The organism is Streptomyces sp. NBC_01351, assembly GCF_036237315.1.
In the GTDB taxonomy this organism is placed as follows: Bacteria; Actinomycetota; Actinomycetes; order Streptomycetales; family Streptomycetaceae; genus Streptomyces.
The window spans coordinates 4,200,026-4,226,704 of the sequence record NZ_CP108356.1 but is presented as its reverse complement, the minus strand read 5'-3'; the positions used below and the strand labels follow the sequence as shown (position 1 = coordinate 4,226,704).

Genomic DNA, 26,679 nt, shown 5'->3' with positions numbered 1-26,679 from the left:
GTAGCTCCAAAATCCCCGGGGCGAAGCCCCAAACGATGCTTCCTACCCAGCGTCTGCGCAGGTCACTCGTCCTCGGCGAGAGTCAGCTCCACACCGCCGACGAAGCCCGCCGACAGGTTGTAGATGAACGCGCCGAGCGTCGCCAGCGCCGTCGCCAGCACCACGTCGATGACCGCGATCACCGATGTGAAGATCACGACGCGCGGCAGCGACAGGAACGACTGGAGGTCGAAGCCGTTGCTCTCGTTCGACCCGGTCGCCTCGCTGATCGTGCCGCCGACGGTCGAGAAGACGCCCATCGCGTCCATGACCATCCACAGCACCACCGCCGCCACGATCGTGCAGATGCCCAGCGCGATCGACAGCAGGAAGCTGACCTTCATCACCGACCACGGGTCGGCCTTGGCCACCCGCAGCCTCGCCTTGCGCGTACGAGGGGCCGTACGGACCCCCGTACGCGGCTTGCGCTGCGCGGCGGGGCCCCCACCGGGGCGCTGCGCGCCCGGGCCCTGAGGCGCCGCGTACGCCTGCGGCGGCTGGTACGGCTGCTCCTGCGTCGGGCCCGCGCCGGCTTGCGGCTGGGGCCCTCGGGTGTCCGTCACGGTTCTCCCCCTGCCTTCGGCGGGGGTGCCCCCACCCTGAGAGTCTGCGGCAGGGCCACGGGCACCGTTCGCTCCAGTCTTGGCCGGTCCGGCGCCCGTGGCTCCACTCACGACTTACTCCTCGTGCTCCCCGGCCGAAGGCTGCGTGCCCTCGGCGGCCTCGGCGGCCTGTCCATCGGCCACCTCGGTCCCAGTCTCGGTTTCGATCTCGTTCTCGTCCGCTTCGTCGGCCTCCTGGCCGGCTTCGGCGTTACGAGCGATGCCCACCACGGCATCCTTCTTGCCCAGGTTGATCAGCTGGACGCCCATGGTGTCACGGCCGGTCTCCCGGACTTCGTTGACGCGCGTACGAATCACACCACCGCTCAGGGTGATTGCGAGAATTTCGTCGGTTTCGTCCACCACGAGCGCGCCCACGAGCGACCCTCGGTCCTCCACGATCTTCGCGGCCTTGATGCCCAGACCGCCACGACCCTGGACGCGGTACTCGTCCACCGGCGTCCGCTTGGCATAGCCGCCGTCGGTCGCGGTGAACACGAACGTACCGGGCCGGACCACGCTCATGGAGAGCAGTTCGTCACCCTCGCGGAAACTCATGCCCTTCACGCCCGACGTCGCACGGCCCATCGGACGCAGCGCGTCGTCGGTCGCCGTGAAGCGGATCGACTGCGCCTTCTTGCTGATCAGCAGCAGATCGTCCTCGGCGGACACCAGCTCCGCACCGATCAGCTCGTCATCGCTGCCGTCCTCCGTCTCCCGGAGGTTGATCGCGATCACACCGCCCGAACGGGGCGAGTCGTAGTCCTTGAGCGCCGTCTTCTTCACCAGGCCGCCCTTGGTGGCCAGGATCAGGTAGGGCGCCGCCTCGTAGTCGCGGATCGCGAGGATCTGCGCGATCTTCTCGTCCGGCTGGAAGGCCAGCAGGTTCGCGACGTGCTGCCCGCGCGCGTCGCGGCCGGCGTCCGGAAGCTCGTACGCCTTGGACCGGTAGACACGGCCCTTGTTCGTGAAGAACAGCAGCCAGTGGTGCGTGGTGGACACGAAGAAGTGGTCGACCAGGTCGTCCTGCTTCAGCTTCGTGCCGCGCACCCCCTTGCCGCCGCGCTTCTGCGAGCGGTAGTCCTCGGTCTTGGTGCGCTTGACATAGCCGCCGTGCGTGATCGTGACGACGATGTCCTCTTCGGCGATCAGGTCCTCGATGGACATGTCACCGTCGAAGGGCACCAGCTTGGACCGCCGGTCGTCGCCGAACTTCTCGACGATCGCCGCCAGTTCCTCGCTCACGATGGAGCGCTGACGCTCCTCCGAGGCCAGGATCGCGTTGTACTCGTTGATCTTCGCCTGGAGCTCGTCGTGTTCGGCGACGATCTTCTGGCGCTCCAGCGCGGCCAGGCGCCGCAGCTGCATCTCCAGGATCGCGTTCGCCTGGATCTCGTCGATCGACAGCAGGCCCATCAGGCCCTCGCGCGCGATCTCGACGGTGTTGCTGCGCCGGATCAGCGCGATGACCTCGTCGATCGCGTCCAGCGCCTTGAGCAGGCCGCGCAGGATGTGCGCCCGCTCCTCCGCCTTGCGCAGACGGAACTTCGTCCGCCGGACGATGACCTCGATCTGGTGCTGCACCCAGTGCCGGATGAACGCGTCGATCGACAGCGTGCGCGGCACGCCGTCCACCAGCGCCAGCATGTTCGCGCCGAAGTTCGTCTGCAGATCGGTGTGCTTGTACAGGTTGTTCAGCACGACCTTGGCGACGGCGTCGCGCTTGAGCACGATCACCAGGCGCTGACCGGTACGCGAGGAGGTCTCGTCACGGACGTCGGCGATGCCGCCGACCTTCCCGTCCTTGACCAGGTCGGCGATCTTCTGCGCCAGGTTGTCGGGGTTGGTCTGGTACGGAAGCTCCGTCACCACCAGGCACTGGCGGTTCTGGATCTCCTCGACCGCCACCACCGCACGCATCGTGATGGAGCCGCGACCGGTCCGGTACGCCTCCTCGATGCCCTTGCGGCCCACGACCAGGGCACCCGACGGGAAGTCCGGTCCCTTGATCCGCTCCAGGAGCGCGTCCAAGAGCTCCTCGTGCGAGGCCTCCGGGTGCTCCAGCGCCCACTGGGCACCGGCCGCGACCTCTCGCAGGTTGTGCGGCGGGATGTTGGTGGCCATGCCGACCGCGATGCCGGCGGAGCCGTTGACCAGCAGGTTCGGGAAGCGCGCCGGCAGGACCGTCGGCTCCTGGTTGCGGCCGTCGTAGTTGTCCGTGAAGTCGACGGTCTCCTCGTCGATGTCCCGGAGCATCTCCATGGCCAGCGGCATCAGCTTGCACTCGGTGTAGCGCATCGCGGCCGCCGGGTCGTTGCCCGGGGAACCGAAGTTGCCGTTGCTGTCCACCAGCGGCATGCGCATCGACCACGGCTGCGCCAGGCGGACCAGGGCGTCGTAGATCGAGGAGTCACCGTGCGGGTGGTACGTACCCATGACGTCACCGACGACGCGGGCGCACTTGTAGAAGCCCTTCTCGGGCCGGTAACCGCCGTCGTACATCGCGTACAGCACACGACGGTGGACGGGCTTGAGACCGTCCCGCACGTCGGGCAGCGCACGCGAGACGATGACGGACATCGCGTAGTCGAGGTAGGAGCGCTGCATCTCCGTCTCGAGCCCGACGGGCTCGATGCGAACGACGGGCTGCTCTTCCTCGGTGTTCTCGGCAGTGGGCGTGGTTTCGTCGGCCATTGCTGGTCAAAGGTCCTTTCAGGCGGTCAGCTGAGCCGACTCAGATGTCGAGGAAGCGAACGTCCTTGGCGTTGCGCTGGATGAAGGAGCGCCGGGCTTCGACGTCCTCACCCATCAGCACCGAGAACAGGTCGTCGGCCTGCGCGGCGTCGTCCAGGGTGACCTGGCCGAGCACGCGGTGGTCCACGTCCATGGTGGTGATGCGCAGTTCCTCGGCGTTCATCTCGCCCAGACCCTTGAAGCGCTGGATCGAGTCTTCCTTGATCCGCTTGCCGTTCTGCTTGCCGAGTTCGACCAGGGCGTCGCGCTCGCGGTCGGAGTACGCGTACTCGAAGTCGTCGCGGCCCCACTTGATCTTGTACAGCGGCGGGCGCGACAGGTACACGTGACCCGCCTCGACCAGCGGCCGCATGAAGCGGAAGAGGAAGGTCAGCAGCAGGGTGTTGATGTGCTGGCCGTCGACGTCGGCGTCCGCCATCAGGATGATCTTGTGATAGCGGAGCTTCGCGATGTCGAAGTCCTCGTGGACACCCGTGCCGAAGGCGCTGATCAGCGCCTGGACCTCGGTGTTCTGGAGGATCTTGTCGATGCGCGCCTTCTCGACGTTCAGGATCTTGCCGCGGATCGGCAGGATGGCCTGGTACATCGGGTTGCGGCCGGACTTGGCGGAGCCGCCGGCCGAGTCGCCCTCGACGATGAAGATCTCGCACTTGGTCGGGTCGTTCGACTGGCAGTCGGACAGCTTGCCCGGCAGCGAGGCGCTCTCCAGCAGACCCTTGCGACGGGTGAGGTCACGGGCCTTGCGGGCCGCGACGCGCGCCGTGGCCGCCTGGATCGACTTGCGGATGATGTCCGCGGCCTCGTTCGGGTTCCGGTCGAACCAGTCGTTGAGGTGCTCGTGGACGACCTTCTGCACGAAGGTCTTCGCCTCCGTGTTGCCCAGCTTGGTCTTGGTCTGACCCTCGAACTGCGGCTCGCCCAGCTTCACCGAGATGATCGCCGTCAGACCCTCGCGGATGTCCTCGCCCGCCAGGTTGTCGTCCTTCTCGCGGAGGAACTTCTTCTCACGCGCGTAGCGGTTGACCAGGCCGGTCATCGCCGCACGGAAGCCTTCCTCGTGCGTACCGCCCTCGTGCGTGTGGATCGTGTTCGCGAAGGAGTAGACACCCTCCGTGTACTGCGAGTTCCACTGCATCGCGATCTCGACCGAGAGCATCCGCTCCTTATCCTCGGCCTCGACGTCGATGACGGTCGGGTGGATGAGCTCGCCCTTGCGCGAGTTCAGGTACTTCACGAAGTCGACGATGCCGCCCTCGTAGTAGTACTTGACCGTGCGCGCCAGGTTGTCGTCGGTCTCCTCGGCGGTGTCCGCGCCCATAGTGGCCTTGGCCGACTCGCGCTCGTCCGTCAGGGAGAGGGTCAGGCCCTTGTTGAGGAAGGCCATCTCCTGGAAGCGGCGCGAGAGCGTCTCGAAGGAGTACTCGGTCGTCTCGAAGATGTCTCCGTCGGCCCAGAAGGTGACCGAGGTGCCCGTCTCGGACGTCTCCTCGTTCTTCGCGAGGGCTGCCGTCGGGACACCGAGCTTGTAGTCCTGGGTCCAGCGGTGGCCGTCGGTCTTGACCTCGACCGCGACCTTGGTCGACAGGGCATTCACGACGGACACACCGACGCCGTGCAGACCGCCGGAGACGGCGTAGCCGCCGCCGCCGAACTTGCCGCCCGCGTGCAGGACCGTCAGCACGACCTCGACGGCCGGCTTCCCCTCGGACGGCACGATGCCGACCGGGATACCGCGGCCGTTGTCGATCACGCGCACGCCGCCGTCGGCGAGGATCGTCACGTCGATGGTGTCCGCGTGCCCGGCCAGGGCCTCGTCGACCGAGTTGTCCACCACCTCGTAGACGAGGTGGTGGAGCCCGCGCTCACCGGTCGAGCCGATGTACATACCGGGCCGCTTGCGGACCGCGTCCAGGCCCTCGAGGACCTGGATGGCACTGGCGTCGTACGAGGCAGTGACCTCGCCGTTCTGGCCGGCTGTGGACTGGTTGTCGTTGGGGTTGCCCGAATCGGCCACGAAGCGCCCTTTCTGGCACAGCACAGGCCGTACTCCGGGCCAGCAGGCATGCAAGCAGGAGCGGCTGCGTCGATCTGCGTTGTCAGCGTTAGTCAGCGAGATCCCGCCCGAAGGCGGGATTGGCTTCAGTCTACCGGTACCACGGACATGAATGGGGGTTTGCCGGTACCTGAGTCCGCATGTGCCGCCCTGAACCTCCACTCTCCGACTCCCCATATCCGGGCAGGGGCTCAAAGAGGCTCACACGGGCATCCAGAGCTTCGGCCTGTCAACCTCCGGCTACCGTGAGGGACACCACCCGCACCATCCGGCCCGCCGGGCGCAAATCCGTCCCCGCCGGGGACGAATCCAGCCCAATCCAGCCCCGCCGGCGTTTGAGGCGCGGGGTCTGGGGCGGAGCCCCAGGTCCCGGCGCCGGGACGGCTTCCCCAGCCTGGGGACGGCCCGACCCGCACAGCTGCCCGAGCCGATCCGCCGGGCAACGCCGCAGGGGCACGGCAGGGGCGCGGTCACCCGTAGGTGTCCCCCGGTCCCGTACTGCCCGGCGCCCGCCACGGCCCGTACCCCTTCGGCCGCCCACCCCCGGGCCCACGCACCAGAAGCACCCGCACCGTCCCCTGCCCCAGATCCGCGTTCAGCCGCGCCACCAGCTGCGGCGCCAGCAGCTTCAGCTGCGCCGCCCACGCCGAGGAATCGCACCGCACGATCAGCTCACGGTCCTCGTACCGCTCCGGTTCACAGTGCGCCGCGATGTCCGGGCCGACGATCTCCGGCCAGCGCTCCATCACGCCCGCCACCGCCATCGGCATCTCCCAGCCGCGCTCCGTCCGCAGCCGGTCCAGCGCCGCCATCAACGGCATCGGGTCCCGGCCGTCCGCACGGGCCCCCGAGCGGAGCCCCGGGCCCTGCTGCCGCTTCTTGCCGCCCGCCGCGTTCCCCCGGGCCCGCGCCTGCTCCCGCGCCGCCGCCAGCGCCTGCCGCGCCAGGTCCACCCCGGAGGGCTCCGCCGTTCTGCGCGGCTCCCCGCCCTTGCCCTGACCGCCGTCCGTACCACTCGTACCGCTCGAACCGTTCACAGCCGGGTCACCTCACCGCCGGACACCCCGAACCTCGCCCCCACCAGCACACCCGGAACGTCATCGTCCACCGCCGCCGTCACCAGCACCTGCTCGCCCCCGGCCACCAGCTCCGCCAACCGCTCCCGGCGCCGCGCATCCAGCTCCGCGAACACGTCGTCCAGGATCAGCACCGGCTCCGCACCTTCCGAGCGCAGCAGCTCGTACGAGGCCAGCCGCAGCGCCAGCGCGTACGACCACGACTCCCCGTGGCTCGCGTACCCCTTCGCCGGCAGCTCCCCCAACCGCAGCACCACGTCGTCCCGGTGCGGCCCCACCAAGGTCACCCCGCGCTCGATCTCCTGCTTGCGCACCTCGGCCAGCGCCGCCAGCAGCACCTCGTAGACCGCCTCGCGCGTCCGCGCCGCACCACTGTCCACCGCCTCGCCCGCGGAGGACTTGTACGCCAACCCCAGCGGGCCACCGCCGGGCGCGAGCTGCTCGTACGCCTTGTCCGCCAGCGGCAGCAGCGTCCCGATCAGATCCAGCCGCTGCGCCAACAGCTCCGCACCCGCGCGCGCCAGGTGCTGGTCCCACACGTCGAGGGTGGACATGTCCATCGAGCGGCCACCGTGGCGGCGCGCCATCGCCGCCGACTTCAGCAGCGTGTTCCGCTGCTTGAGCACCCGCTCGTAGTCCGACCGGACGGCCGCCATCCGCGGCGACCGCGCCGTCACGAGCTCGTCCAGGAACCGGCGGCGCTCCCCCGGATCACCCTTCACGAGCGCCAGGTCCTCCGGCGCGAACAGCACCGTCCGTACGATCCCCAGCACGTCCCGGGGCCTGACCTGCGAGGACCGGTTGATCCGGGCCCGGTTCGCCCGCCCCGGGTTCAGCTCCAGCTCCACCAGCTGCTGCCGCTCGCCCTGGATGACGGCGGCGCGCACGATCGCCCGGTCCGCGCCCATCCGCACGAGCGGGGCGTCCGAGGACACCCGGTGGCTGCCCAGGGTCGCCAGGTAACCGATCGCCTCGACGAGGTTCGTCTTGCCCTGGCCGTTGGGACCCACGAAAGCCGTGACGCCCGGGTCGAGGGGAACCTCGGCCCGGGCGTACGAGCGGAAGTCGGCCAACGAGAGATGCGAAACATGCATACGGCGCCGACCTCCCCCGGCTTCCTGCTGCTCTGTGCTGCTGTCGTGCAGTGGTGCTGTGGTGTTCCCGTGCTGCGGTCGGGCTACTTCTTCTCGACCGCGTGGCCGCCGAACTGGTTGCGCAGCGCGGCGATCATCTTCATCTGCGGGGAGTCGTCCTGACGCGACGCGAACCGCGCGAAGAGCGAGGCCGTGATCGCGGGCAGCGGCACGGCGTTGTCGATCGCCGCCTCCACCGTCCAGCGGCCCTCGCCCGAGTCCTGCGCGAAGCCGCGCAGCTGCTCCAGGTGCTCGTCCTCGTCGAGGGCGTTCACGGCCAGGTCCAGCAGCCAGGAACGGATGACCGTCCCCTCCTGCCAGGAACGGAAGACCTCGCGGACGTCGGTGACCGAGTCCACCTTCTCCAGCAGCTCCCAGCCCTCGGCGTAAGCCTGCATCATGGCGTACTCGATGCCGTTGTGGACCATCTTCGCGAAGTGGCCCGCACCCACCTTGCCGGCGTGCACGGCGCCGAACTCGCCCTCGGGCTTGAGGGCGTCGAACACCGGCTGGACCACGGCGACGTGCTCCTTGTCGCCGCCGTACATGAGCGCGTAGCCGTTCTCCAGGCCCCAGACACCGCCGGAGACACCGCAGTCGACGAAGCCGATGCCCTTGGCCGCGAGCTCGGCTGCGTGCTTCTCGTCGTCGGTCCAGCGCGAGTTCCCGCCGTCGACCACGATGTCGCCGGGCGACAGCAGCTCGGCGAGCTCGTCGACGGTGGACTGGGTGGCCGCACCTGCCGGGACCATGACCCACACCACGCGGGGGGCCTGCAGGCTGTCCACAAGTTCCCGCAGGCTGTGGACGTCGGCGAGGTCCGGGTTGCGGTCGTATCCGATGACGGTGTGGCCTGCGCGGCGGATGCGCTCGCGCATGTTGCCGCCCATCTTGCCGAGACCGACGAGACCAAGCTCCATCAGGTGGTTCCTTAAGCGTTGTGGCCGTCTTTGCCGGGGCCCCCTGCTTCCCGGAGGGCATCCCAGGCCCCGAGCCTACGCCCGCGGGCGCTGCCCGGCCCCACGGGGCACGCAGGGCCCCGGCTGGTCCGAAGAACGCGTCAGGCCCGGTTTCGCGGACCGCGAAACCGGGCCTGACCTGCGAAGATCAGCCGGAGAGGCGTACGGGCATGATCAGGTACTTGTACGCCTCGTCCGCCTCGGCGTCGACCGCCGGGCGGCCGCTGAGCAGCGCCGGCTTGGTGGACGTGGTGAAGCTGAGCTGCGCGGCGGGAGAGTCGATCGCGCTCAGACCGTCCAGCAGGAAGGTCGGGTTGAAGGCGATCGAGATGTCGTCGCCCTCCAGCTTCGCGTCGACGCGCTCCACAGCCTGTGCATCGTCGGAGGAACCGGCCTCCAGGATCAGCACGCCCTGCTCGAAGCTCAGGCGGACCGGGGTGTTGCGCTCGGCGACGAGGGCCACGCGCTTGACGGCCTCGACGAACGGGGCGGTCTCGATCACGGCGATGGAGTTGAACTCCGTCGGGAACAGCGTGCGGTACTTCGGCAGGTCGCCCTCGAGGAGGCGGGTGGTGGTGCGGCGGCCGGCGCCCTCGAAACCGATGAGGCCCTCGCCGGCGCCCGAGCCGGACAGCGCCAGGGTGACGGTGTCACCGCTGGTCAGCGACTTGGCGGTGTCGAGGAGCGTCTTCGCGGGCACCAGGGCCACGGCGGAGGCGTCCGGGTTCTCCGGCTTCCACAGGAACTCGCGGACCGCGAAGCGGTAGCGGTCGGTGGAGGCGAGGGTGACGCGGTCGCCCTCGATCTCGATGCGCACACCGGTCAGCACGGGCAGCGTGTCGTCGCGGCCGGCGGCGATGGCGACCTGGGCGGCGGCGGAGGCGAAGACCTCGCCGGGCACGGTGCCGGTCGCGGTGGGCATCGTCGGCAGCGCCGGGTATTCCTCCACAGGCAGGGTGTGGAGTGTGAATCGCGAGGAGCCGCAGACCACGGTCGCCCGTACACCGTCTGTGGAAATCTCCACCGGCCGGTTGGGGAGGGCGCGGCAGATGTCGGCGAGCAGTCGGCCGGAGACCAGGACGGTGCCGTCCTCCTCGACGTCCGCCTCGACGGAGACCCGGGCCGAGACCTCGTAGTCGAAGCCGGAGAGCGACAGGGTGCCCTCCTCGGCCTTCAGCAGCAGGCCCGCGAGAACGGGCACCGGCGGCCGGGCCGGGAGGCTACGAGCGGCCCAAGCCACTGCCTCCGCGAGTACGTCGCGCTCCACCCGGATCTTCACCGGAACCGCCTCCTGCTGTTGCTCGCTCGTCTGCCGGCCTTCGTCGTCGGCCCGTCGATGCCTCGACCGATGCCGGGGACCAGTCTGACGTACGGCGCCGACAGTCGTCGCTGCCGGCGGTCAAGTCGGGAGCGAGGTGTCGGGGAGGCCTGCCCACCGAGTTGTGCACAGGACCTGCTTGAAAACCGAAACCGGGCTAACTCTCTATGGGGGTAGTAGTAGGGCCTGTGGAAACGGTGGATAACCCCGTTTTCGCAGGTCACCCCGCGTTTTTTATCCCCACACCCTGTGGGTGACACCGGTGGACAACACGGTGTCTCTGTGGAGAACGAAAACTTCTGCACAGGCTGTCCCCAGGGACCCCCGACTACTCCACAGGTGTGTCCCCAGCTTTCCCCCGGTACTCCACAACCCAAACGTCCACCTCCGTGTGACCGCTTTCACTCCGGGCGGTGAGAGGGGGTGGCGCGTTGCCGAACAGTGGACAACGGTGTGGAGAAGACATCGGATCCTGTGCACAGGGTGCGGGAGCCTGTGGGCCGCCGGTGGACAACGCCGTGGACAGTGCTGTGGATGAAAATTTTGTCCACAGCCTGTGGATGACGCTTGCGCACAATTCCACAGGGTTCTGACCTGCCCTGATGGGGCCTCAATCCTCACCCCTGTGGACAGATTGTGGGTGACGGAGCCCGTCCCCAGGGTGTGGACGGAAGAAAGTCACCAAATCTGTGGATGACTTGCGCTCCAGGGGGCGTATTCGAACAGATCTGGGGCGCACGGACGAAGAAGGGCGCCCCCGTTGTGACCCGGGAGCGCCCTCTGGATGCGTTTGAACGGCTCTCTGAGACTCTGCTCAGGCCCGCCTGAGGGCCCGGCTCAGGCGTTCTTGATGCGGTTGGTGAGCTCCGTGACCTGGTTGTAGATGGAGCGGCGCTCCGCCATCAGAGCGCGGATCTTGCGGTCCGCGTGCATGACGGTGGTGTGGTCGCGGCCGCCGAACTGCGCCCCGATCTTGGGCAGTGAGAGGTCGGTGAGCTCCCGGCACAGGTACATGGCGATCTGCCGGGCGGTCACGAGGACGCGGCTGCGCGAGGAGCCGCACAGGTCGTCCACGGTCAGCCCGAAGTAGTCGGCGGTGGCCGCCATGATGTCCGTCGCCGTGATCTCGGGCGCGCTGTCCTCGCCGCCCGGGATCAGGTTCTTCAGGACGTCCTCGGTCAGGCCCAGGTCGACCGGCTGCCGGTTCAGGCTCGCGAAGGCCGTGACCCGGATCAGCGCCCCCTCCAGCTCGCGGATGTTGCGCGAGATGCGGGAGGCGATGAACTCCAGTACCTCCGGCGGGGCGTTGAGCTGCTCCTGGACGGCCTTCTTGCGCAGGATCGCGATCCGGGTCTCCAGCTCGGGCGGCTGGACGTCGGTGATCAGGCCCCACTCGAAGCGGTTGCGGAGCCGGTCCTCCAGGGTGACGAGCTGCTTGGGCGGCCGGTCGGAGGAGAGGACGATCTGCTTGTTGGCGTTGTGGAGCGTATTGAACGTGTGGAAGAACTCCTCCTGCGTCGACTCCTTGCTCGCGAGGAACTGGATGTCGTCGACGAGCAGGATGTCCATCTCGCGGTAGCGCTTGCGGAAGGCGTCGCCCTTGCCGTCGCGGATGGAGTTGATGAACTCGTTGGTGAACTCCTCCGAGCTCACGTACCGCACGCGGGTGCCCGGGTAGAGGCTCCGCGCGTAGTGCCCGATGGCGTGCAGCAGGTGCGTCTTGCCGAGGCCCGACTCCCCGTAGATGAAGAGGGGGTTGTACGCCTTCGCGGGTGCCTCGGCGACCGCGACCGCCGCGGCGTGCGCGAAGCGGTTGGAGGCGCCGATGACGAAGGTGTCGAAGAGGTACTTGGGGTTCAGCCGGGCGGTCGGTTCCAGCGGGCCCGAGGTCGAGCCGCCGGACGGGGCAGGCGGCGCCGCGGGGCGGCCGGGGGCCTGGCGCGGGGCGGGCTGCTCGTACTGCTGTTGCTCGTACTGCTGTTGCTCGTACTGCTGAGGTTCGTACTTCTGCTGCTCGTACTTCTGGGCCTCGTACTTCGACTGCTCGTACTGCTGTTGCTGCTGTTCGTAGGAGCCCTGGTCGTACGCCGGGGGCTCGGGCTGCTGGAGGTAGCCCGGCTGCGGGGTGGCGTACGGGTCGCGCTCGGGGAAGCCGCCGAGGCGGGGCTGCTGCCAGCCGTAGTCGTCCTGCTGGCCGCCGCGGGGCCAGGCGCCGGGCTCGGGGCGCTGCTGCTGGTACTCGGGGTAGGCGGGGCGAGCGGTGGGGAGCTGGTCGTCACCGTTGCCGGGGCCGCCGCCGGGGCGCTGGCCGCCGTAGGGCTCGTACGGGCCGGGCTGCTGGACGGGCGGGGCGGGAGAGGGCTCGCCGGCGGAGTCGTCCACCGTGATGGCGATCCGGATGGGGCGGCCGCACTCGCGGCTGAGGGCGTCGCTGATCAGCGGGGCGAGCCGGCCTTCGAGTACGCGCTTGCCCCATTCGTTGGGGACGGCGAGGAGGGCGGTGTCGGCGACGAGTGCGAGGGGCTGGCACCGTTCGACCCACTGCTTGTCCTTGGGCTCGATGCCCGGCTGTCCCTCCCCGAGGAGCTTTTCGACCACCCTTGGCCACACTGCGGCAAGATCGGCAGGTACGTCAGCCACAGAGCACGCTCTCTCACAGGGGTCCCACGAATGTGTGGTTCTTTGGGACGGTCGGGACAAAAAATCCGGGATCAGGCAACGGTAGTCAGGCCTACGGGTACGGTTCAAGTCGTTGTCCACAGCCTGTGCACAGTGTGGGGCCTTGTCGCCTCGGTTTGACCGGATGGCGTAGCCGCGCGTACCGTAACGAGGTCGAGTTGTCGATGGCTGCTGCCGCCTGCCTACCGATGGGCGAAGATCACTGATTGTGATCATGTAGCGGTGCCACTCGGGCGAACACGCGAGTTTCCTCGTGGGCGCACGGTGACAGCCAGGCGATGTCCCGCCACAACGATTCATTCTCTGGAGCCCCCGAGTGAGCAAGCGCACCTTCCAGCCGAACAACCGCCGTCGTGCCAAGACCCACGGCTTCCGCCTGCGGATGCGTACCCGTGCAGGGCGCGCGATCCTCGCGAACCGTCGTGGCAAGGGCCGCGCCGCCCTTTCCGCGTAACAACACGCAGGTCGTGACGTCGTGCTGTCTCCCGAAAATCGGCTGAGGCGGCGCGAGGACTTCGCGAGCGCGGTACGTCGAGGTCGTCGGGCTGGTCGCCCGCTCCTCGTCGTCCACCTACGTACAAGCGGTGCAACGGACCCGCACGAGTCGGGGGAGATCGATCCCTCGACGCGTGCGGGTTTCGTCGTCAGCAAGGCTGTCGGCAACGCCGTCATACGTAACCGGGTGAAGCGCCGTCTGCGCCATCTGGTCCGCGAGCGGCTGTCTCAGCTGCCCGCCGGTAGCCTGGTGGTGGTACGAGCGTTGCCCGGAGCGGGTGATGCCGGCCCTGACGAACTCGCCCGGGACCTGGATGCCGCTCTGGCGCGGCTTCTGGGAGGCGTGGCTCGATGAAGTACCCGCTGCTCGCTTTGATCAAGCTGTACCAGTGGACGATCAGTCCGCTGCTCGGGCCGGTGTGCCGCTACTACCCCTCGTGCTCGCACTACGGGTACACGGCCATCGACCGGCATGGTGCGGTGAAGGGGACGGTTCTGACCGCCTGGCGGATCTTGCGGTGCAATCCGTGGTCCCCGGGTGGTGTGGACCATGTCCCACCTCGTAAACGCCCGCGTTGGCACGAGCAGCTGCGCAGTGCGTTGCGTAGATCTCGCAATGCTCAAGGAGCCTGATTAGTGGACACGATTGCCAGTCTGTTCAGCTTTATCACCACACCCGTTTCGTGGATCATCGTTCAGTTCCACAGCCTGTACGGGGCGGTCTTCGGGCCGGACAGTGGGTGGGCCTGGGGCCTGTCCATCGTGTCCCTGGTGATCCTGATCCGCATCTGTCTGATCCCGCTCTTCGTGAAGCAGATCAAGGCGACGCGGGGCATGCAGGCGCTCCAGCCGAAGATGAAGGCGATCCAGGAGCGCTACAAGAACGACAAGCAGCGTCAGTCCGAAGAGATGATGAAGCTGTACAAGGAGACGGGTACCAACCCGCTCGCCTCGTGCCTTCCCATCCTGGCGCAGTCGCCGTTCTTCTTCGCGCTGTACCACGTGCTGGCGAACATCTCTGATGGCAAGAAAATCGGCGCGATGGACCAGCAGCTGGTCGACAGTGCCCGTGAGGCCAAGATCTTCGGTGCGCCGATCGCCGCCAAGTTCATGGACAGCCCGGAGAAGGTCGAGGCGCTTGGCGCCACGCTGATGGACGTCCGGATCGTGACCGCGGTCATGATCATCATGATGTCGCTGTCGCAGTTCTACACCCAGCGTCAGCTCATGCAGAAGAACGTCGACCTGTCGGTCAAGACGCCGTTCATGCAGCAGCAGAAGATGCTGATGTACATCTTCCCGGTGATCTTCGCGGTCATGGGTATCAACTTCCCCGTCGGTGTCCTCGTCTACTGGCTGACCACGAACCTGTGGACCATGGGTCAGCAGATGTACGTGATCAACCAGAACCCGACGCCGGGCAGCATGGCGCAGGACCAGTACCTGACTCGTCTGCTGAAGCACATCAGCTCGCACGGTGACGTCAAGGGCCGCAGCAAGAAGAAGGTCGTCGCGGACATCGTGGCCAAGGGCCCGGATCGCAACGACAACGAGCGCAAGTTCATCTCGGCCCTGACCAAGCAGGGGATGGCCGCTCAGGCGGACGGTTCCGTGACCAAGAGTGTCGAGCCCACGGCGGATTCGGATGCGGCGAGTGGTGGTGCCGCGAAGCGGCAGCAGCCGAAGCGGCAGTCGAAGTCGCAGCGTCAGTCGCCCACCAAGCCCTCTCCCAAGAAGTAAGAAGGAGCCCCTCCCGTGACGGAAGGCACCACCACCGCCGCCGCTGAGGGTGGCGACACCCTGACCCGCCTCGAGCAGGAGGGTGAGATCGCGGCCGACTACCTCGAGGGTCTGCTGGACATCGCCGACCTGGACGGCGACATCGACATGGACGTCGAGGCCGACCGGGCCGCGGTGTCGATCGTCAGTGACTCCGCCGGCCGTGAGCTGCAGAAGCTCGTGGGCCGTGACGGTGAGGTTCTGGAGGCTCTGCAGGAGCTGACGCGCCTTGCCGTGCACCGGGAGACCGGGGACCGCAGCCGGCTGATGCTGGACATCGCCGGGTTCCGTGCGAAGAAGCGCGAGGAGCTGGCGGCGCTGGGCGCCAAGGCGGCGGCGGACGTGAAGGCGTCCGGTGAGCCCCTGAAGCTGGATCCGATGACGCCGTTCGAGCGGAAGGTCGTCCACGACGCCGTGGCGGCCGCGGGTCTGCGCAGTGAGTCCGAGGGCGAGGAGCCGCAGCGCTTCGTCGTTGTGCTCCCTGCCTGATCGGTAGCGAGTGTGTTCGGCCCCGTCTGTGTCGCAGGCGGGGCCGATGTTTGTCAGCCTGGCATGTGAGAAACCATGCGGTACGGAAGGACGGTCCCCGTGACGGAGGCAGCTGAGCTTCCCCCGGCGCCTGAAGAGGCGCGTGCGGTGTTCGGTGAGTTTTTCCCGGAAGCTGTGCGGTATGCGGAGCTGCTGGCGGACGCGGGAGTAGAGCGGGGCCTGATCGGGCCGCGTGAGGTGCCGCGGCTGTGGGAGCGGCACCTGCTGAACTGCGCTGTGCTGTCGGAGGTGGTGCCCCAGGGCGTCACCGTGTGCGACGTGGGTTCGGGGGCGGGTCTGCCCGGTATCCCGCTGGCTCTGGTGCGCCGGGATCTGAAGATCACGTTGCTCGAGCCGCTGCTACGGCGGACGACCTTCCTCCAGGAGGCGGTGGAGCTGCTGGGCCTGGACCACGTCACGGTGGTGCGCGGGCGGGCCGAGGAGGTTCTCGGCAAGCTGCAGCCGGTGCACGTGGTGACAGCTCGTGCGGTGGCGCCGCTGGACCGGCTGGCCGGCTGGGGTGTGCCCCTGCTGCGCCCGTACGGGGAGATGCTGCTGCTGAAGGGTGATACCGCCGAGGAGGAGCTGGTGAGCGCGAAGACCGCGCTGGCGAAGCTCGGTGTGGTGAAGACCTCAGTGCTTCACGTGGGTGAGGGTGTGGTGGATCCCTTGTCCACGGTGGTGCGGGTCGAGGTCGGAGAGAGCCCCGGCGGGGTGAGGTTTGCGGCCAAGCGGGCTAAGGCGGCCCGGGTGAGTCGTACGCGTCGGCGCCGCTGATTGCTTGGTTAGTGAGGGTTCCGGTGGCGATTTTGGCTGCGTTGGGCCCTATAGGTATGGATTTCGGAGTGTCGTAGCGGCCTGAAGACTCCGTCCGGGCATCGTGTTTCACGTGAAACGTCGCTCTCTGCTGCACGGAATCATCAGCCGCGGTCGTGCGGCTGCGTCCCCCCGCCACAAGAAGGATGCGAGGGGGACGGAGTTGTCCACATCGGTGGATTCATCCACAGGAGTAAGGGCCCCGCTGGTTCGCGACCCGGGTGACATGGCAGGCTCTGTTCATCGCGAGCCTGATGTCGAGGAGAGTGACACCGTGCGGTCCGACGCCAACCTCGCGGGGCCGATGGCCGATCCGGTCCCCGGTCCCCGCTCTGAATCGCTGGGCGAGGATGTTTCACGTGAAACATCGCCCCCGCCCCTTGTAGACAACGACACCCCGATCGGCCGAGCAGCCCAGCTGGCGGTCGAGGCGCTGGGGCGTGCCGGTGAGGGGCTTCCCCGGCCGGAGCAGACCCGGGTCATCGTGGTGGCCAACCAGAAGGGCGGCGTGGGCAAGACCACGACGACCGTGAACCTTGCGGCCTCGCTGGCCCTGCACGGGGCGCGGGTCCTGGTGGTCGACCTCGACCCGCAGGGCAATGCCTCCACGGCGCTGGGCATCGACCATCACGCGGACGTGCCGTCGATCTATGACGTGCTGGTGGACAGCCGGCCCCTGCTGGAGGTCGTGCAGCCGGTGGTGGACGTGGAGGGGCTCTTCTGTGCTCCGGCCACGATCGACCTGGCGGGTGCGGAGATCGAGCTGGTGTCGCTGGTGGCGCGCGAGAGCCGGCTGCAGCGGGCGATCCAGGCTTATGAGCAGCCGCTGGACTACATCCTGATCGACTGCCCGCCTTCGCTGGGGCTGCTGACGGTGAACGCGTTGGTGGCCGGCGCCGAGGTGCTGATCCCGATCCAGTGTGAGTACTACGCGCTGGAGGGTCTGGGTCAGCTGCTGCGCAATGTGGATCTGGTCCGGGCCCATCTGAATCCGACGCTGCACGTGTCGACGATCCTGCTGACGATGTACGACGGCAGGACCCGGTTGGCCTCGCAGGTGGCGGAGGAGGTTCGCACGCACTTCGGCAAGGAGGTGCTGCGGACGAGCATCCCGCGGTCGGTGCGCATTTCGGAGGCGCCGAGCTATGGGCAGACGGTGCTCACCTATGACCCGGGTTCCAGTGGTTCCCTCTCCTATCTGGAGGCGGCGCGGGAGATCGCGTATCGCGGGGTCGGAATGCAGTACGACGCCCAGCAAGCCCATCTGGGCGCGGGCCTGAACAGCACGCAGAGTGTGGCGGAGGGGATCCAGTGAGCGAGCGACGTAGAGGCCTGGGGCGGGGGCTCGGTGCGCTGATCCCCGCGGCTCCGCAGGAGAAGACGCCGCCGGTGATCGGTGCCGGGTCGACTTCTCCGTCGGCGGTGCCGGTGTTGACGTCGGAGCGGGGGGTCGCGGCGGCGAAGCTGGCTTCGCTGGCGCAGGCCGATGTTTCACGTGAAACATCGGTGGCCGTTGCCGAGCCGGTGAGTGAGCCGGTGGCTGAGCCCGAGGCGAACGTGGTGGCGGGAGCGACGTTCGCGGAGCTCCCGATGGACTCGATCACGCCGAACCCGCGGCAGCCGCGCGAGGTGTTCGACGAGGACGCGCTGGCCGAGCTGGTGACCTCCATTCAGGAGGTGGGTCTGCTTCAGCCGGTGGTGGTGCGGCAGTCGACGCCGGGGCGCTACGAGCTGATCATGGGTGAGCGGCGCTGGCGGGCGTGCCGGGAGGCCGGGCTGGAGAGCATCCCGGCGATCATCCGGGCGACGGACGACGAGAAGCTGCTGCTGGATGCCCTGCTGGAGAACCTGCACCGGGCTCAGCTGAACCCGCTGGAGGAGGCGGCCGCGTACGACCAGCTGCTGCAGGACTTCAATTGCACGCACGACCAGCTGGCGGACCGGATCGGGCGTTCGCGTCCCCAGGTGTCGAACACGCTGCGCCTGCTCAAGCTGTCGCCGTCGGTGCAGCGGCGGGTGGCGGCGGGTGTGCTGTCGGCGGGGCACGCGCGGGCGCTGCTGTCGGTGGAGGATTCCGAGGAGCAGGACCGGCTCGCGCACCGGATCGTGGCCGAGGGGCTGTCGGTGCGTGCGGTCGAGGAGATCGTGACGCTGATGGCCTCGGAGCCTTCGAGCAAGGTGAAGGCGAAGGGTCCGCGTGCGGGTGCTCGGGTGGCTCCGGCTCTGAGTGAGCTGGCGACCCGTCTGTCGGACCGGTTCGAGACGCGGGTGAAGGTGGACCTGGGTCAGAAGAAGGGCAAGATCACCGTCGAGTTCGCGTCGATGGAGGATCTGGAGCGGATTCTGGGGACGATGGCGCCGGGCGAGGGCCGGGTGCTGGAGCAGGGTCTTTCCGGGGAGTAGTCGCTCTGGTTGTCCGCTGCCCCCTGCTCCTTCGAGGAATGTCTGCGCTCGAAGAAGCAGGGGGCAGTCGTTACGATGCGGTCATGGGTCGTCGGCTGGTACCGCTCACGCTGGACAACCTCCAGGATCTTCCCAGGCGTTGCAGGAGCTGCGTGTTCTGGGAGCTTGATCCTGTGAGCGGTGGGGCTGCCGTGAAAGCGGGCACTCCGGAGTTGGAGAAGGAGGCGTGGATCTCGGCCGTCCTCCTGGACTGGGGTTCTTGCGGCCGGGTGGTCTATGTCGATGACGTGCCGGTGGGGTTCGTGTTGTACGCGCCGCCCGCGTACGTGCCGCGTGCGGCGTCCTTTCCGACCAGTCCGGTTTCGCCGGACGCGGTGCAGCTGATCACGGCGTGGATCATGCCGGGGTACCAGGGGCAGGGTCTGGGGCGGGTGATGGTCCAGACGGTCGCGAAGGATCTGCTGCGGCGGGGGTTCAAGGCGATCGAGGCGTTCGGCGATGCTCGATGGGAGCGGCCCGCCTGTCTGTTGCCGGCTGATCATCTGCTGTCCGTGGGATTCAAGACGGTGCGCCCGCATCCCGCGCATCCGCGGTTGCGTCTGGAGCTGCGCTCGACGCTTTCGTGGAAGGAAGACGTGGAGCTGGCGCTGGACCGGTTGCTGGGTGCGGCGCGCAAGGAGCCGGTGTTGCGTCCGCTGTGAGTCGCGCGGGTCGTTCTGAAACGCGGAACGGGGCCGCCCCTTTTCAGGGGCGGCCCCGTTTCACGTGAAACGCTCTCAGGCGGTCTTGACCTCGACGAAGTCGGAGAGGTCGCGCAGGATGGCGGCCTTCGGCTTCGCGCCGACGATGGTCTTGGCGACCTCGCCGCCCTGGTAGACGTTCAGCGTCGGGATGGACATGACGCCGTACTTGGCTGCGGTGGCCGGGTTCTCGTCGATGTTGAGCTTGACGATCTCGATCTGGTCGCCGTACTCGGCGGCGATCGCCTCCAGGGACGGCGCGATCTGGCGGCACGGGCCGCACCAGGCGGCCCAGAAGTCCACCAGTACGGGCTTGTCGCTCCTGAGGACCTCGGCGTCGAAGTCAGCGTCGGTCACGTTCTTGAGAGTGCCGGCCACAACGGCCTCCTTCTCTTCCTGCGGGGTGTGGGGTGGGGCTGGTGGTGAGGGGGTCAGACGGTCGCGTGAGCCTTCTCGGCGTCCGCGAGGGCGGCGAGGAAGCGCTCGGCGTCGAGGGCGGCGGAGCAGCCGGTGCCCGCGGCGGTGATGGCCTGACGGTACGTGTGGTCCACGACGTCGCCGGCGCCGAAGACGCCCGTGACGTTGGTCCGGGTGGAGGGGGCGTCGACCTTGAGGTAGCCCTCTTCGTCGAGCTCCAGCTGGTCCTTGAACAGCTCGGTGCGCGGGTCGTGGCCGACGGCGATGAAGAGGCCGGTCACGGGCAGCTCGCTGGTCTCACCGGTCTTGGTGTTGCGCAGGGTGAGGCCGGAGAGCTTCTGCTCGCCGTGGATCTCGGCGACCTCGCTGTCCCAGGCGAACTTGATCTTCGGGTCGGCGAAGGCGCGGTCCTGCATGGCCTTCGAGGCGCGCAGGCTGTCGCGGCGGTGGACGATCGTGACGGTCTTGGCGAACCGGGAGAGGAAGGTCGCTTCCTCGATGGCGGTGTCGCCGCCGCCGACGACGGCGATGTCGTGGTCCTTGAAGAAGAACCCGTCGCAGGTGGCGCACCAGGAGACGCCGCGGCCGGAGAGGGCGTCCTCGTTCGGCAGGCCGAGCTTGCGGTGCTGGGAGCCCGTGGTGACGATGACGGCCTTGGCGCGGTGCACGGTGCCGGCGGTGTCGGTCACGGTCTTGATCTCACCGGTGAGGTCCACGGCGACGACGTCGTCCGGGACCAGCTCGGCGCCGAAGCGCTCGGCCTGGCCGCGCATGTTGTCCATGAGGTCCGGGCCCATGATCCCGTCCTGGAAGCCGGGGAAGTTCTCCACTTCGGTGGTGTTCATCAGCGCGCCACCGGCGGTGACGGCGCCTTCGAAGACCAGCGGCTTGAGCGAAGCGCGTGCGGTGTACAGGGCGGCGGTGTAACCGGCCGGCCCAGAGCCGATGATGATCACGTTTCGTACGTCGCTCACGGGTTTCTTCCTCGTCTCTGCGGACTGCGTGCTGCCTACCGGGGGCCGGTGTGGACTCTCACCCCACCCAACGGATCCTACGGCGCATGCATTCCCCACCTGTCCCCCGTGGACCTGAACGGGTCAGGTTCGGGGGTAGGTGTTGGTCAGCAGGAGCTTTCCGGTGGCCGCGCCGGTGGTCTCGCAGGCGGTGTCGACGAGGTAGGCGTCGACGTTCGCGGGGTCGCCTGGGTGCGGCAGGACGAGGAGGTAGACCGGGATGCCCCGGTAGCTGCCGCGTTCGGCGGCGAGCGGGGAGTCGGGGCGTCCGGTGGCCTGTTGGACGCAGGCGGGGACGGGGGGTGGCGCCTGCCGGTCGCCGGGGGCGACCCCGGCGGAGGGCGGGCTGTTCTCGACCCCGTAGGGGCTGTTCTGGTCCCCCGGGACGGTCTTGGAGCCTTGGTCCGGGGGCAGGAGGCGGTGGACGCTGTCCTGGAGGCCCTGTGCCGTGTACGTGCCGGTGGAGGCTCCGGTGTCGGAACTGGAGGTCCCGGTACGGGCGGAGGTGTCCTGGGTCGGAGTGCCGGAGAGGTCGCTGAAGAGGAAGATCCCGAGGGCGCAGGCTGCGGCGGAGACCAGTCCGGTGAGTACGGCGATACGGCGGCGGGCGCGACGCCGCCCGGAGCCGCTTGGGCCGGCCGGGTGACCCGAGGGCCGGCGGGCGCCGGATGTTTCACGTGAAACATCGGAGTCGGTGGCGCGCGGCCGGACCTCCGGTGCGGTGTGCCCGCCGTTTTCGCGGGGGCGCTTGGTTCCCTCGTGGGGCGTGGTGGCGTCGAGGAGCGCCTCGGCGGCGAGGGCGGCATCGATGCGGCCTGCGATGTCGACGGGCATCCGGGCCGGTCCGGGCAGGGTGCCGAGGAGGCTGCGGATCTCGTCGAGCGAGGCGCGGACGTCTGCGCACAGCGCGCAGTCATCGAGGTGGCTGCGGATTTCGGCGGTGCGGGACGGGGAGAGGAGTCCTTCGGTGAGGTCGGAGATCTCCGAGACGTCCGGGTGCCGGATCGTGCCGGTCGTGCCGGTTGTGGGGCTCACGGTCGTCCACCTCCGCCCTTCACTGGGTCTGCGTCTGGGTTGGGATGCCGGGGTTCTGTCGCTGGTGGGACGGGAGTCCCCGGCGTCCGGTTCCTTCCCCGCTCGGCGGTGGTGTTATCCCCGGCATTCGTGCGCAGATGAGTGAGCATCGGGACGAGTTTCGCGCGGCCGCGTGCGCACCGGCTTTTCACGGTGCCGGTGGGCACGTCGAGGATGCCGGCGGCTTCGGCGACGGAGTATCCCTGCATGTCGACGAGGACGAGTGCGGCCCGTTGTTCGGCCGGGAGGGTCCTGAGGGCGGCCAGGAGCTGCCGGTGGAGGTCCTGGCGCTCCGCGGGGGCCTCGGCGGACTCGTGGGGCTCCAGGAGGCGCTCCAGGCGGTCCGTGTCGTCGAGGGGAGAGGTCTTGCGGGAGGCGGCCTTGCGGGCGCGGTCGAGGCAGGCGTTGACGGTGATGCGGTGGAGCCAGGTGGTGACGGCGGATTCCCCGCGGAAGGTGTGGGCGGCCCGGTAGGCGGAGACCAGGGCGTCCTGGACGGCGTCGGCGGCTTCCTCGCGGTCGCCGAGTGTGCGCAGCGCGACGGCCCACAGCCGGTCCCGGTGTCTGCGGACGAGCTCACCGAAGGCGTCGGGATCGCCCGCTGCGTGCAGCGCCAGGAGTTCCTGGTCGCTGCTGCCTTCGGTGCTTCGTTCTCGCATCACGCCCCTGCTTCCTCCCTGGATGGAGATTAGGGCCCGGTGTCGGCCGAGCGCGAGGGGTTCGGGACCGGACGTGGTGGAGGGATCGGTGCTCAGGAGCCCGGGCCGAGCACCTTGATCTCGTTGATCCCGCCCCGGTAGGTGGCCGCGCCGTCGGCGGGCAGCTCGGTGATGTGGATCAGTACGAAGCGGGTGCGGACCGGGGTTTCGAGCGTGCTCTGCAGCTTCTTCCCGGAGCGCTCCAGCTCGGTGAGCGACTGGGGGAAGTCGGCCAGGGTGTCGGGAGAGGACGCCTCGGCGGCCGCGGCCCGGACTTCGACGATCTGTCCGGGCACGTTGAGGTCTACGTCGATCCCCGACACGTCCTGGACCTTGCCGAGGTCGACGATGATGCCGCTGCCGTCCGCGCGCTCGTCCAGGTTCCCGAACTTGGGGTAGGTCTTGTACTGCGGGGTGATCCAGGCCGTGGAGGGAACGCCGTCCACGGTCTTGGGGACGTCATTCGGCTTCGACGCCTGCCCGTGCGGGGTGAACTCGGAAGCTTCCTTGATGTGCAGCGGCTTGCCCGGCTCGGGCTTCTTCGGGGTGTCGTCGACGCCGGGCGAGGTGTGGCCGGGGTCGTCGTTGCCCTGGTTGAGATGGTCCAGGAGGGTGTCGGCGAGCTGCCAACTGCCCAGTCCCAGTGCGGCGATCAGCAGTGCGGCGACCCCCCACTTCAGGGCGCGGCCGGTACGGCTCTGCAGCGGGGGCGGCGGAGGTGCGACGGCCAGGTTCTGGACGGAGGTCACGCCGGGCCCGGGGCGGCCGTAGCTGCCCTGCTGGTAGGTGGTGTGCTGGTATTCGGGCGGGGCGGTGAACGCCGGCTCCGGGGGCCGGATGCGCGGCATCGCGGCGACGGCCTTGGCCAGCTCCTCGGGGGTGGTGCAGGCGGGTTCCTGACGGGAGGCGGTGGCCCCGTCGTTGGCGAGGGCGCGCATGGCGAGTTCGCCCAGGCCCCGGTGGACTCCCGCGCGGACCTGGTCGGGGGCGATCAGGCCGACGCCCTTGGGCAGGCCGGTGAGGCCGTAGGCATCGCTCTCGTAGGGCCAGCGCTGGGTGAGGGCGGCGTAGAGGAGGGCGCCGATGGCCTCGGTGTCGGCGCGCTGCGGGGTGTCGCTGGTGATGCCGCGCAGGGCGGCGTTCACGGCGAGGCCGCGGATGCGGTACTGGCCGGTGGAGGTGCGCAGTATCGCGCTGGGCGTCAGGCGCAGGTGGGCGAGACCCTCGCGGTGCGCGGCGGTCATGGCCTGGGAGACCTGGTGGACGAGCTGGTAGGCCTCGTGGGGTTCCAGGGGGCCGGCGGCGAGGATCCCGGTGAGTTCGGTGGCGTCGGGGAGCCACTCGTGGACGACGTAGACGAGGTCGTTCTCCTCCACGGCGTCGAGGACCTGGACGAACCGGGGGTCGCCGAGCAGGGCGGAGGAGCGGGCGGCGGCGAGGACGGATCGGGCCCGGGAGTGGTCGGCGGGAAGCAGGTGGACCCCCACGGCCCGGCGCAGCTTCTCGTCCATCGCACGCCAGCTGCTGAATCCGTCCACACGGGTGACGCACTCTTCGAGCCGGTAGCGTCTGGCGAGCTTGTGGCCGCTGTGGAGTTCGGGTGCGGCCGCGGGGGCCGCGTTGGTGCGTTCGCCGTCCTTTTCGGGCATGGGTCCGTCCGCGGCTCGTGCGTTCTGGGTGTCCACCCCGTCGGCCGTGGCCTGTGCCGCCTGAGCGGCGAGCGGCTCGTCGCCGCTGTTGTCGGCCACGTCGACGGCAGCCGTGCTACGTTCCGCCACCGTCGTTCCCGCCTCCCCATCCGTTGCGCGCTGTCGGCCAGTCTGCGAAGCCATGCCAATTGTGCCCACAGTCCGACGCTATGCACGACACACGAAGGGGGGCGACGGTTGTGCGCATCAGCGCCCCAAACGCCCGCGGACCATTCCGACCATCGCGTTGAGTTCTTCGATCCGCATCCGCTTGGCGGCGAGGAGGAAGACGGCGGCCAGGGCGATTCCGCCGGCCGTGAGGGCTGCGGTGGAGCCGCCGGCTCCGCTGCCGAGTGCCTGGGTGACCCCGTAGGCGACGGCTCCGGCCACCGCGGCGGCGGGGACGCAGGCGCCGGTGAGGCGGGCGTAGGTGCGGGCGACGTGGGCGCCGTCGAGGTCGCCGCCGAGGCGGGTCTTCAGGCGGCGCCAGGCGACGCCGACGCCGACCGCGTAGCCGAGGCCGTAGGCGGCGGCCATGCCGACGACGGCCCAGCGGGCGGGGAGCACGAAGAAGGCGAGCACGGAGCCCGCCGCGTTGACGGCGGCCACGATGACGGTGTTGTAGAAGGGCGTCCGGGTGTCCTCGTAGGCGTAGAAGCCGCGCAGGACGACGTACTGGACGGAGTAGGGGATCAGTCCGAGGCCGAAGGCCATCAGGACGTAGCCGATGTTCTGGGCGCCCGAGCCGGAGCCGGCGTAGAGCAGGGTGGCCATGGGGACGCCGAGGGCGAGGAAGGCGAAGGCGCAGGGGACGATCGCCACCGCGGAGGTGCGCAGTCCGTAGGAGATGTCGTCGCGGACCGCGGCGGCGTCCCCGTCGTGGGCGGAGCGGGAGATGCGGGGCAGGACGGCGGTCATGACGGAGACGGTGATGATCGCCTGCGGCATCTGCCACAGCAGCAGGGCGTAGTTGTAGGCGGTGATGCCGGTGCCGGAGTGGCCCTGCTTCTCGGCGACGGATCCGGCCCAGGTGGCGAGCTGGGTGACGACGACGAGGCCGATCTGGTTGGCGAGGACGAAGAAGAACGTCCACTTGGCCAGGCGGGCGGCCTTGCCGAGGCCGTGGCCCTTCCAGTCGAAGCGCAGGCGCGGGGAGAATCCGGCCTCGCGCAGGTAGGGGAGCATCGAGAGGGCCTGCACGGTGAGGCCCAGCAGGGTGCCCAGGCCCAGCAGGCGGATGCCGTCGGAGGTGACGGTGGCGGCGCTGACGCCGGAGGTGGTGAAGCCGCCGAAGGCCCAGATGAAGGCGCCGAAGGTGGCGATGACGACGATGTTGTTGAGGACGGGGGTCCACATCATCGCGCCGAAGCGGCCGCGGGCGTTGAGGATCTGACCGAGGACCACGTGGACGCCCATGAAGAACATGGTGGGCAGGCAGTAGCGGGCGAAGGCGACCGCGACGTCCATCTGCTGGGGGTCGGAGGCGATCTTCGGCGACATCATCGTGATGAACACCGGTGCGGCCAGGACGCAGATGGTGGTGATGGCGGCCAGCAGGACCACGACGAGGGTCAGGAGCCGGTTGGCGTACGCCTCTCCCCCGTCGCTGTCGTTCTTCATGGCCCGGACCAGCTGCGGGATGAAGACCGCGTTGAGGGCGCCGCCGCCGACGAGCACGTAGATCATCGTGGGCAGGGTGTTGGCGATCTGGTACGTGTCGTTGAAGGTGCCGACGCCGATGGCACCGGCGATGACCAGGGTGCGCAGGAAGCCGGTGATGCGGGAGACGATCGTGCCGGCGGCCATGAGCGCGCTGGACTTGAGGAGGCTGGACGCGCGTCCGGCGGGCTTGCTCGGTGCCGGGGCGGCGACGGGGGCGTCCTCCGCGGGGGTGCGGGGCGCCGCTTCCTGGTCGCGGTACAGGTGCGCGAAGGCGTCGGGCTCGGGCTGTTCGTCCGCGGCCTTGGTGACGAGGGAGTCCACGCCGACGAACTGGGTGGTGGTGGCGTGGTCGCCGTACGGCAGGTGGCGGGAGGGGCCGTCCGGCTCGGGCGGCGGGGTCTGGGCCCATACGCGCGGGTCGGGCGAGTACGAGGGCGCGGTCGGTGCCGCGTAGAGCGGGCCGGGCTCCTGGTAGGTGCCCGGCGGCGGCGGGGGGTGCGCGGCGCGGTCGTAGAGGACCTCGGCGACGGGGTCCTGGGCGGACAGGTCCTGCGACCGGTAGGGGTCGTGGTCGTAGGCGTCCTGGACATACGGGTCGCGGTCCGGCGCCGGCGCGGGCGCGGGAACCTGCCCGGGCACCGGGGTGCCCGGGGCAGTGCCCTGGGAGGGCGCGGGCCCACCAGTGCCCTGCACGCGGTCTCCGTCGTACGGCGCGTTCATCGAAACCCCACCTCATCGTCCCCAGGCCGACCG

General features: G+C 68.9%; 23 protein-coding genes. 9 read left to right on the top strand and 14 right to left on the bottom strand.

Going from position 1 to position 26,679, the window contains the following annotated elements; translation table 11 throughout:
- Positions 1–62 precede the first annotated feature (62 nt).
- From OG625_RS19355 to dnaA, 8 genes are all read right to left on the bottom strand, one after another.
- Positions 63–713: a DUF3566 domain-containing protein gene (locus tag OG625_RS19355; protein WP_329382406.1), complete on the bottom strand. Its 651-nt coding sequence runs from the start codon at positions 711–713 to the stop codon at positions 63–65.
- Between the two features lie 3 nt (positions 714–716).
- Entirely contained in the window at positions 717–3,335 is a 2,619-nt protein-coding gene (gene gyrA / locus OG625_RS19350; RefSeq protein ID WP_329382403.1) for a DNA gyrase subunit A, read from the bottom strand.
- 40 nt (positions 3,336–3,375) lie between these two features.
- Positions 3,376–5,433, bottom strand: a complete 2,058-nt coding sequence (gyrB, locus tag OG625_RS19345) for a DNA topoisomerase (ATP-hydrolyzing) subunit B (protein WP_329382401.1) — start codon at positions 5,431–5,433, stop codon at positions 3,376–3,378.
- Positions 5,434–5,918: 485 nt separating this feature from the next.
- The gene (locus OG625_RS19340) at positions 5,919–6,485 is read right to left on the bottom strand and encodes a DUF721 domain-containing protein (protein ID WP_443067737.1); all 567 of its coding nucleotides are present in this window, start codon (positions 6,483–6,485) and stop codon (positions 5,919–5,921) included.
- Positions 6,482–7,618 carry a DNA replication/repair protein RecF gene (gene recF / locus OG625_RS19335; RefSeq protein WP_329382398.1) on the bottom strand — a complete coding sequence of 379 codons (1,137 nt, stop codon included), beginning with the start codon at positions 7,616–7,618 and terminating at the stop codon, positions 6,482–6,484. The genes OG625_RS19340 and recF overlap by 4 nt, the downstream gene beginning before the upstream one ends.
- Positions 7,619–7,701: 83 nt before the next feature.
- A complete protein-coding gene (gnd, locus tag OG625_RS19330) occupies positions 7,702–8,577 on the bottom strand; it encodes a phosphogluconate dehydrogenase (NAD(+)-dependent, decarboxylating) (RefSeq protein WP_329382395.1) in 876 nt (291 codons plus the stop codon).
- Between the two features lie 187 nt (positions 8,578–8,764).
- Complete coding sequence (dnaN, locus tag OG625_RS19325; RefSeq protein WP_329382392.1) at positions 8,765–9,895, bottom strand: DNA polymerase III subunit beta; 1,131 nt, start codon at positions 9,893–9,895, stop codon at positions 8,765–8,767.
- A gap of 876 nt (positions 9,896–10,771) precedes the next feature.
- Positions 10,772–12,574 carry a chromosomal replication initiator protein DnaA gene (dnaA, locus tag OG625_RS19320; protein ID WP_329382389.1) on the bottom strand — a complete coding sequence of 601 codons (1,803 nt, stop codon included), beginning with the start codon at positions 12,572–12,574 and terminating at the stop codon, positions 10,772–10,774.
- A 355-nt stretch (positions 12,575–12,929) separates the two neighbouring features.
- Here dnaA and rpmH point away from each other — a divergent pair, with 355 nt between their 5' ends.
- From rpmH to OG625_RS19275, 9 genes are all read left to right on the top strand, one after another.
- Complete coding sequence (gene rpmH / locus OG625_RS19315) at positions 12,930–13,067, top strand: 50S ribosomal protein L34 (RefSeq protein ID WP_008741645.1); 138 nt, start codon at positions 12,930–12,932, stop codon at positions 13,065–13,067.
- Positions 13,068–13,088: 21 nt separating this feature from the next.
- Positions 13,089–13,463, top strand: a complete 375-nt coding sequence (rnpA, locus tag OG625_RS19310) for a ribonuclease P protein component (protein WP_329382387.1) — start codon at positions 13,089–13,091, stop codon at positions 13,461–13,463.
- Positions 13,460–13,741: a membrane protein insertion efficiency factor YidD gene (gene yidD / locus OG625_RS19305; RefSeq protein ID WP_075970728.1), complete on the top strand. Its 282-nt coding sequence runs from the start codon at positions 13,460–13,462 to the stop codon at positions 13,739–13,741. Before rnpA ends, yidD begins: the two co-directional genes overlap by 4 nt.
- 3 nt (positions 13,742–13,744) lie before the next feature.
- A complete protein-coding gene (yidC, locus tag OG625_RS19300; protein WP_329382384.1) occupies positions 13,745–14,848 on the top strand; it encodes a membrane protein insertase YidC in 1,104 nt (367 codons plus the stop codon).
- Positions 14,849–14,863: 15 nt separating this feature from the next.
- Positions 14,864–15,376 carry a Jag family protein gene (locus tag OG625_RS19295; RefSeq protein WP_329382382.1) on the top strand — a complete coding sequence of 171 codons (513 nt, stop codon included), beginning with the start codon at positions 14,864–14,866 and terminating at the stop codon, positions 15,374–15,376.
- Positions 15,377–15,475: 99 nt separating this feature from the next.
- A complete protein-coding gene (gene rsmG / locus OG625_RS19290) occupies positions 15,476–16,192 on the top strand; it encodes a 16S rRNA (guanine(527)-N(7))-methyltransferase RsmG (RefSeq protein WP_329382380.1) in 717 nt (238 codons plus the stop codon).
- Positions 16,193–16,457: 265 nt separating this feature from the next.
- Positions 16,458–17,546, top strand: a complete 1,089-nt coding sequence (locus tag OG625_RS19285) for a ParA family protein (protein ID WP_329382378.1) — start codon at positions 16,458–16,460, stop codon at positions 17,544–17,546.
- Positions 17,543–18,634 (top strand): ParB/RepB/Spo0J family partition protein, encoded by a 1,092-nt coding sequence (locus OG625_RS19280; protein WP_329382376.1) that lies wholly within the window; start codon positions 17,543–17,545, stop codon positions 18,632–18,634. Before OG625_RS19285 ends, OG625_RS19280 begins: the two co-directional genes overlap by 4 nt.
- Before the next feature lie 83 nt (positions 18,635–18,717).
- A complete protein-coding gene (locus OG625_RS19275; RefSeq protein WP_329382374.1) occupies positions 18,718–19,335 on the top strand; it encodes a GNAT family N-acetyltransferase in 618 nt (205 codons plus the stop codon).
- Positions 19,336–19,410: 75 nt separating this feature from the next.
- On the opposite strand, the gene trxA is transcribed toward OG625_RS19275, so the two are convergent.
- From trxA to murJ, 6 genes are all read right to left on the bottom strand, one after another.
- A complete protein-coding gene (gene trxA, locus OG625_RS19270; RefSeq protein WP_030025741.1) occupies positions 19,411–19,752 on the bottom strand; it encodes a thioredoxin in 342 nt (113 codons plus the stop codon).
- Between the two features lie 53 nt (positions 19,753–19,805).
- Positions 19,806–20,765, bottom strand: a complete 960-nt coding sequence (trxB, locus tag OG625_RS19265) for a thioredoxin-disulfide reductase (RefSeq protein WP_329382371.1) — start codon at positions 20,763–20,765, stop codon at positions 19,806–19,808.
- Positions 20,766–20,888: 123 nt separating this feature from the next.
- On the bottom strand, positions 20,889–21,839 hold the full coding sequence (locus tag OG625_RS19260; RefSeq protein ID WP_329382369.1) for a hypothetical protein: 951 nt from the start codon (positions 21,837–21,839) through the stop codon (positions 20,889–20,891).
- Positions 21,836–22,537 carry an RNA polymerase sigma factor SigM gene (sigM, locus tag OG625_RS19255; protein ID WP_329382367.1) on the bottom strand — a complete coding sequence of 234 codons (702 nt, stop codon included), beginning with the start codon at positions 22,535–22,537 and terminating at the stop codon, positions 21,836–21,838. Before sigM ends, OG625_RS19260 begins: the two co-directional genes overlap by 4 nt.
- Before the next feature lie 92 nt (positions 22,538–22,629).
- Entirely contained in the window at positions 22,630–24,354 is a 1,725-nt protein-coding gene (locus OG625_RS19250; RefSeq protein ID WP_329382365.1) for a protein kinase family protein, read from the bottom strand.
- A 117-nt stretch (positions 24,355–24,471) separates the two neighbouring features.
- Positions 24,472–26,646, bottom strand: coding sequence for a murein biosynthesis integral membrane protein MurJ (gene murJ, locus OG625_RS19245; RefSeq protein ID WP_329382363.1), 2,175 nt, complete (start codon positions 26,644–26,646; stop codon positions 24,472–24,474).
- Between the last annotated feature and the right edge of the window lie 33 nt (positions 26,647–26,679).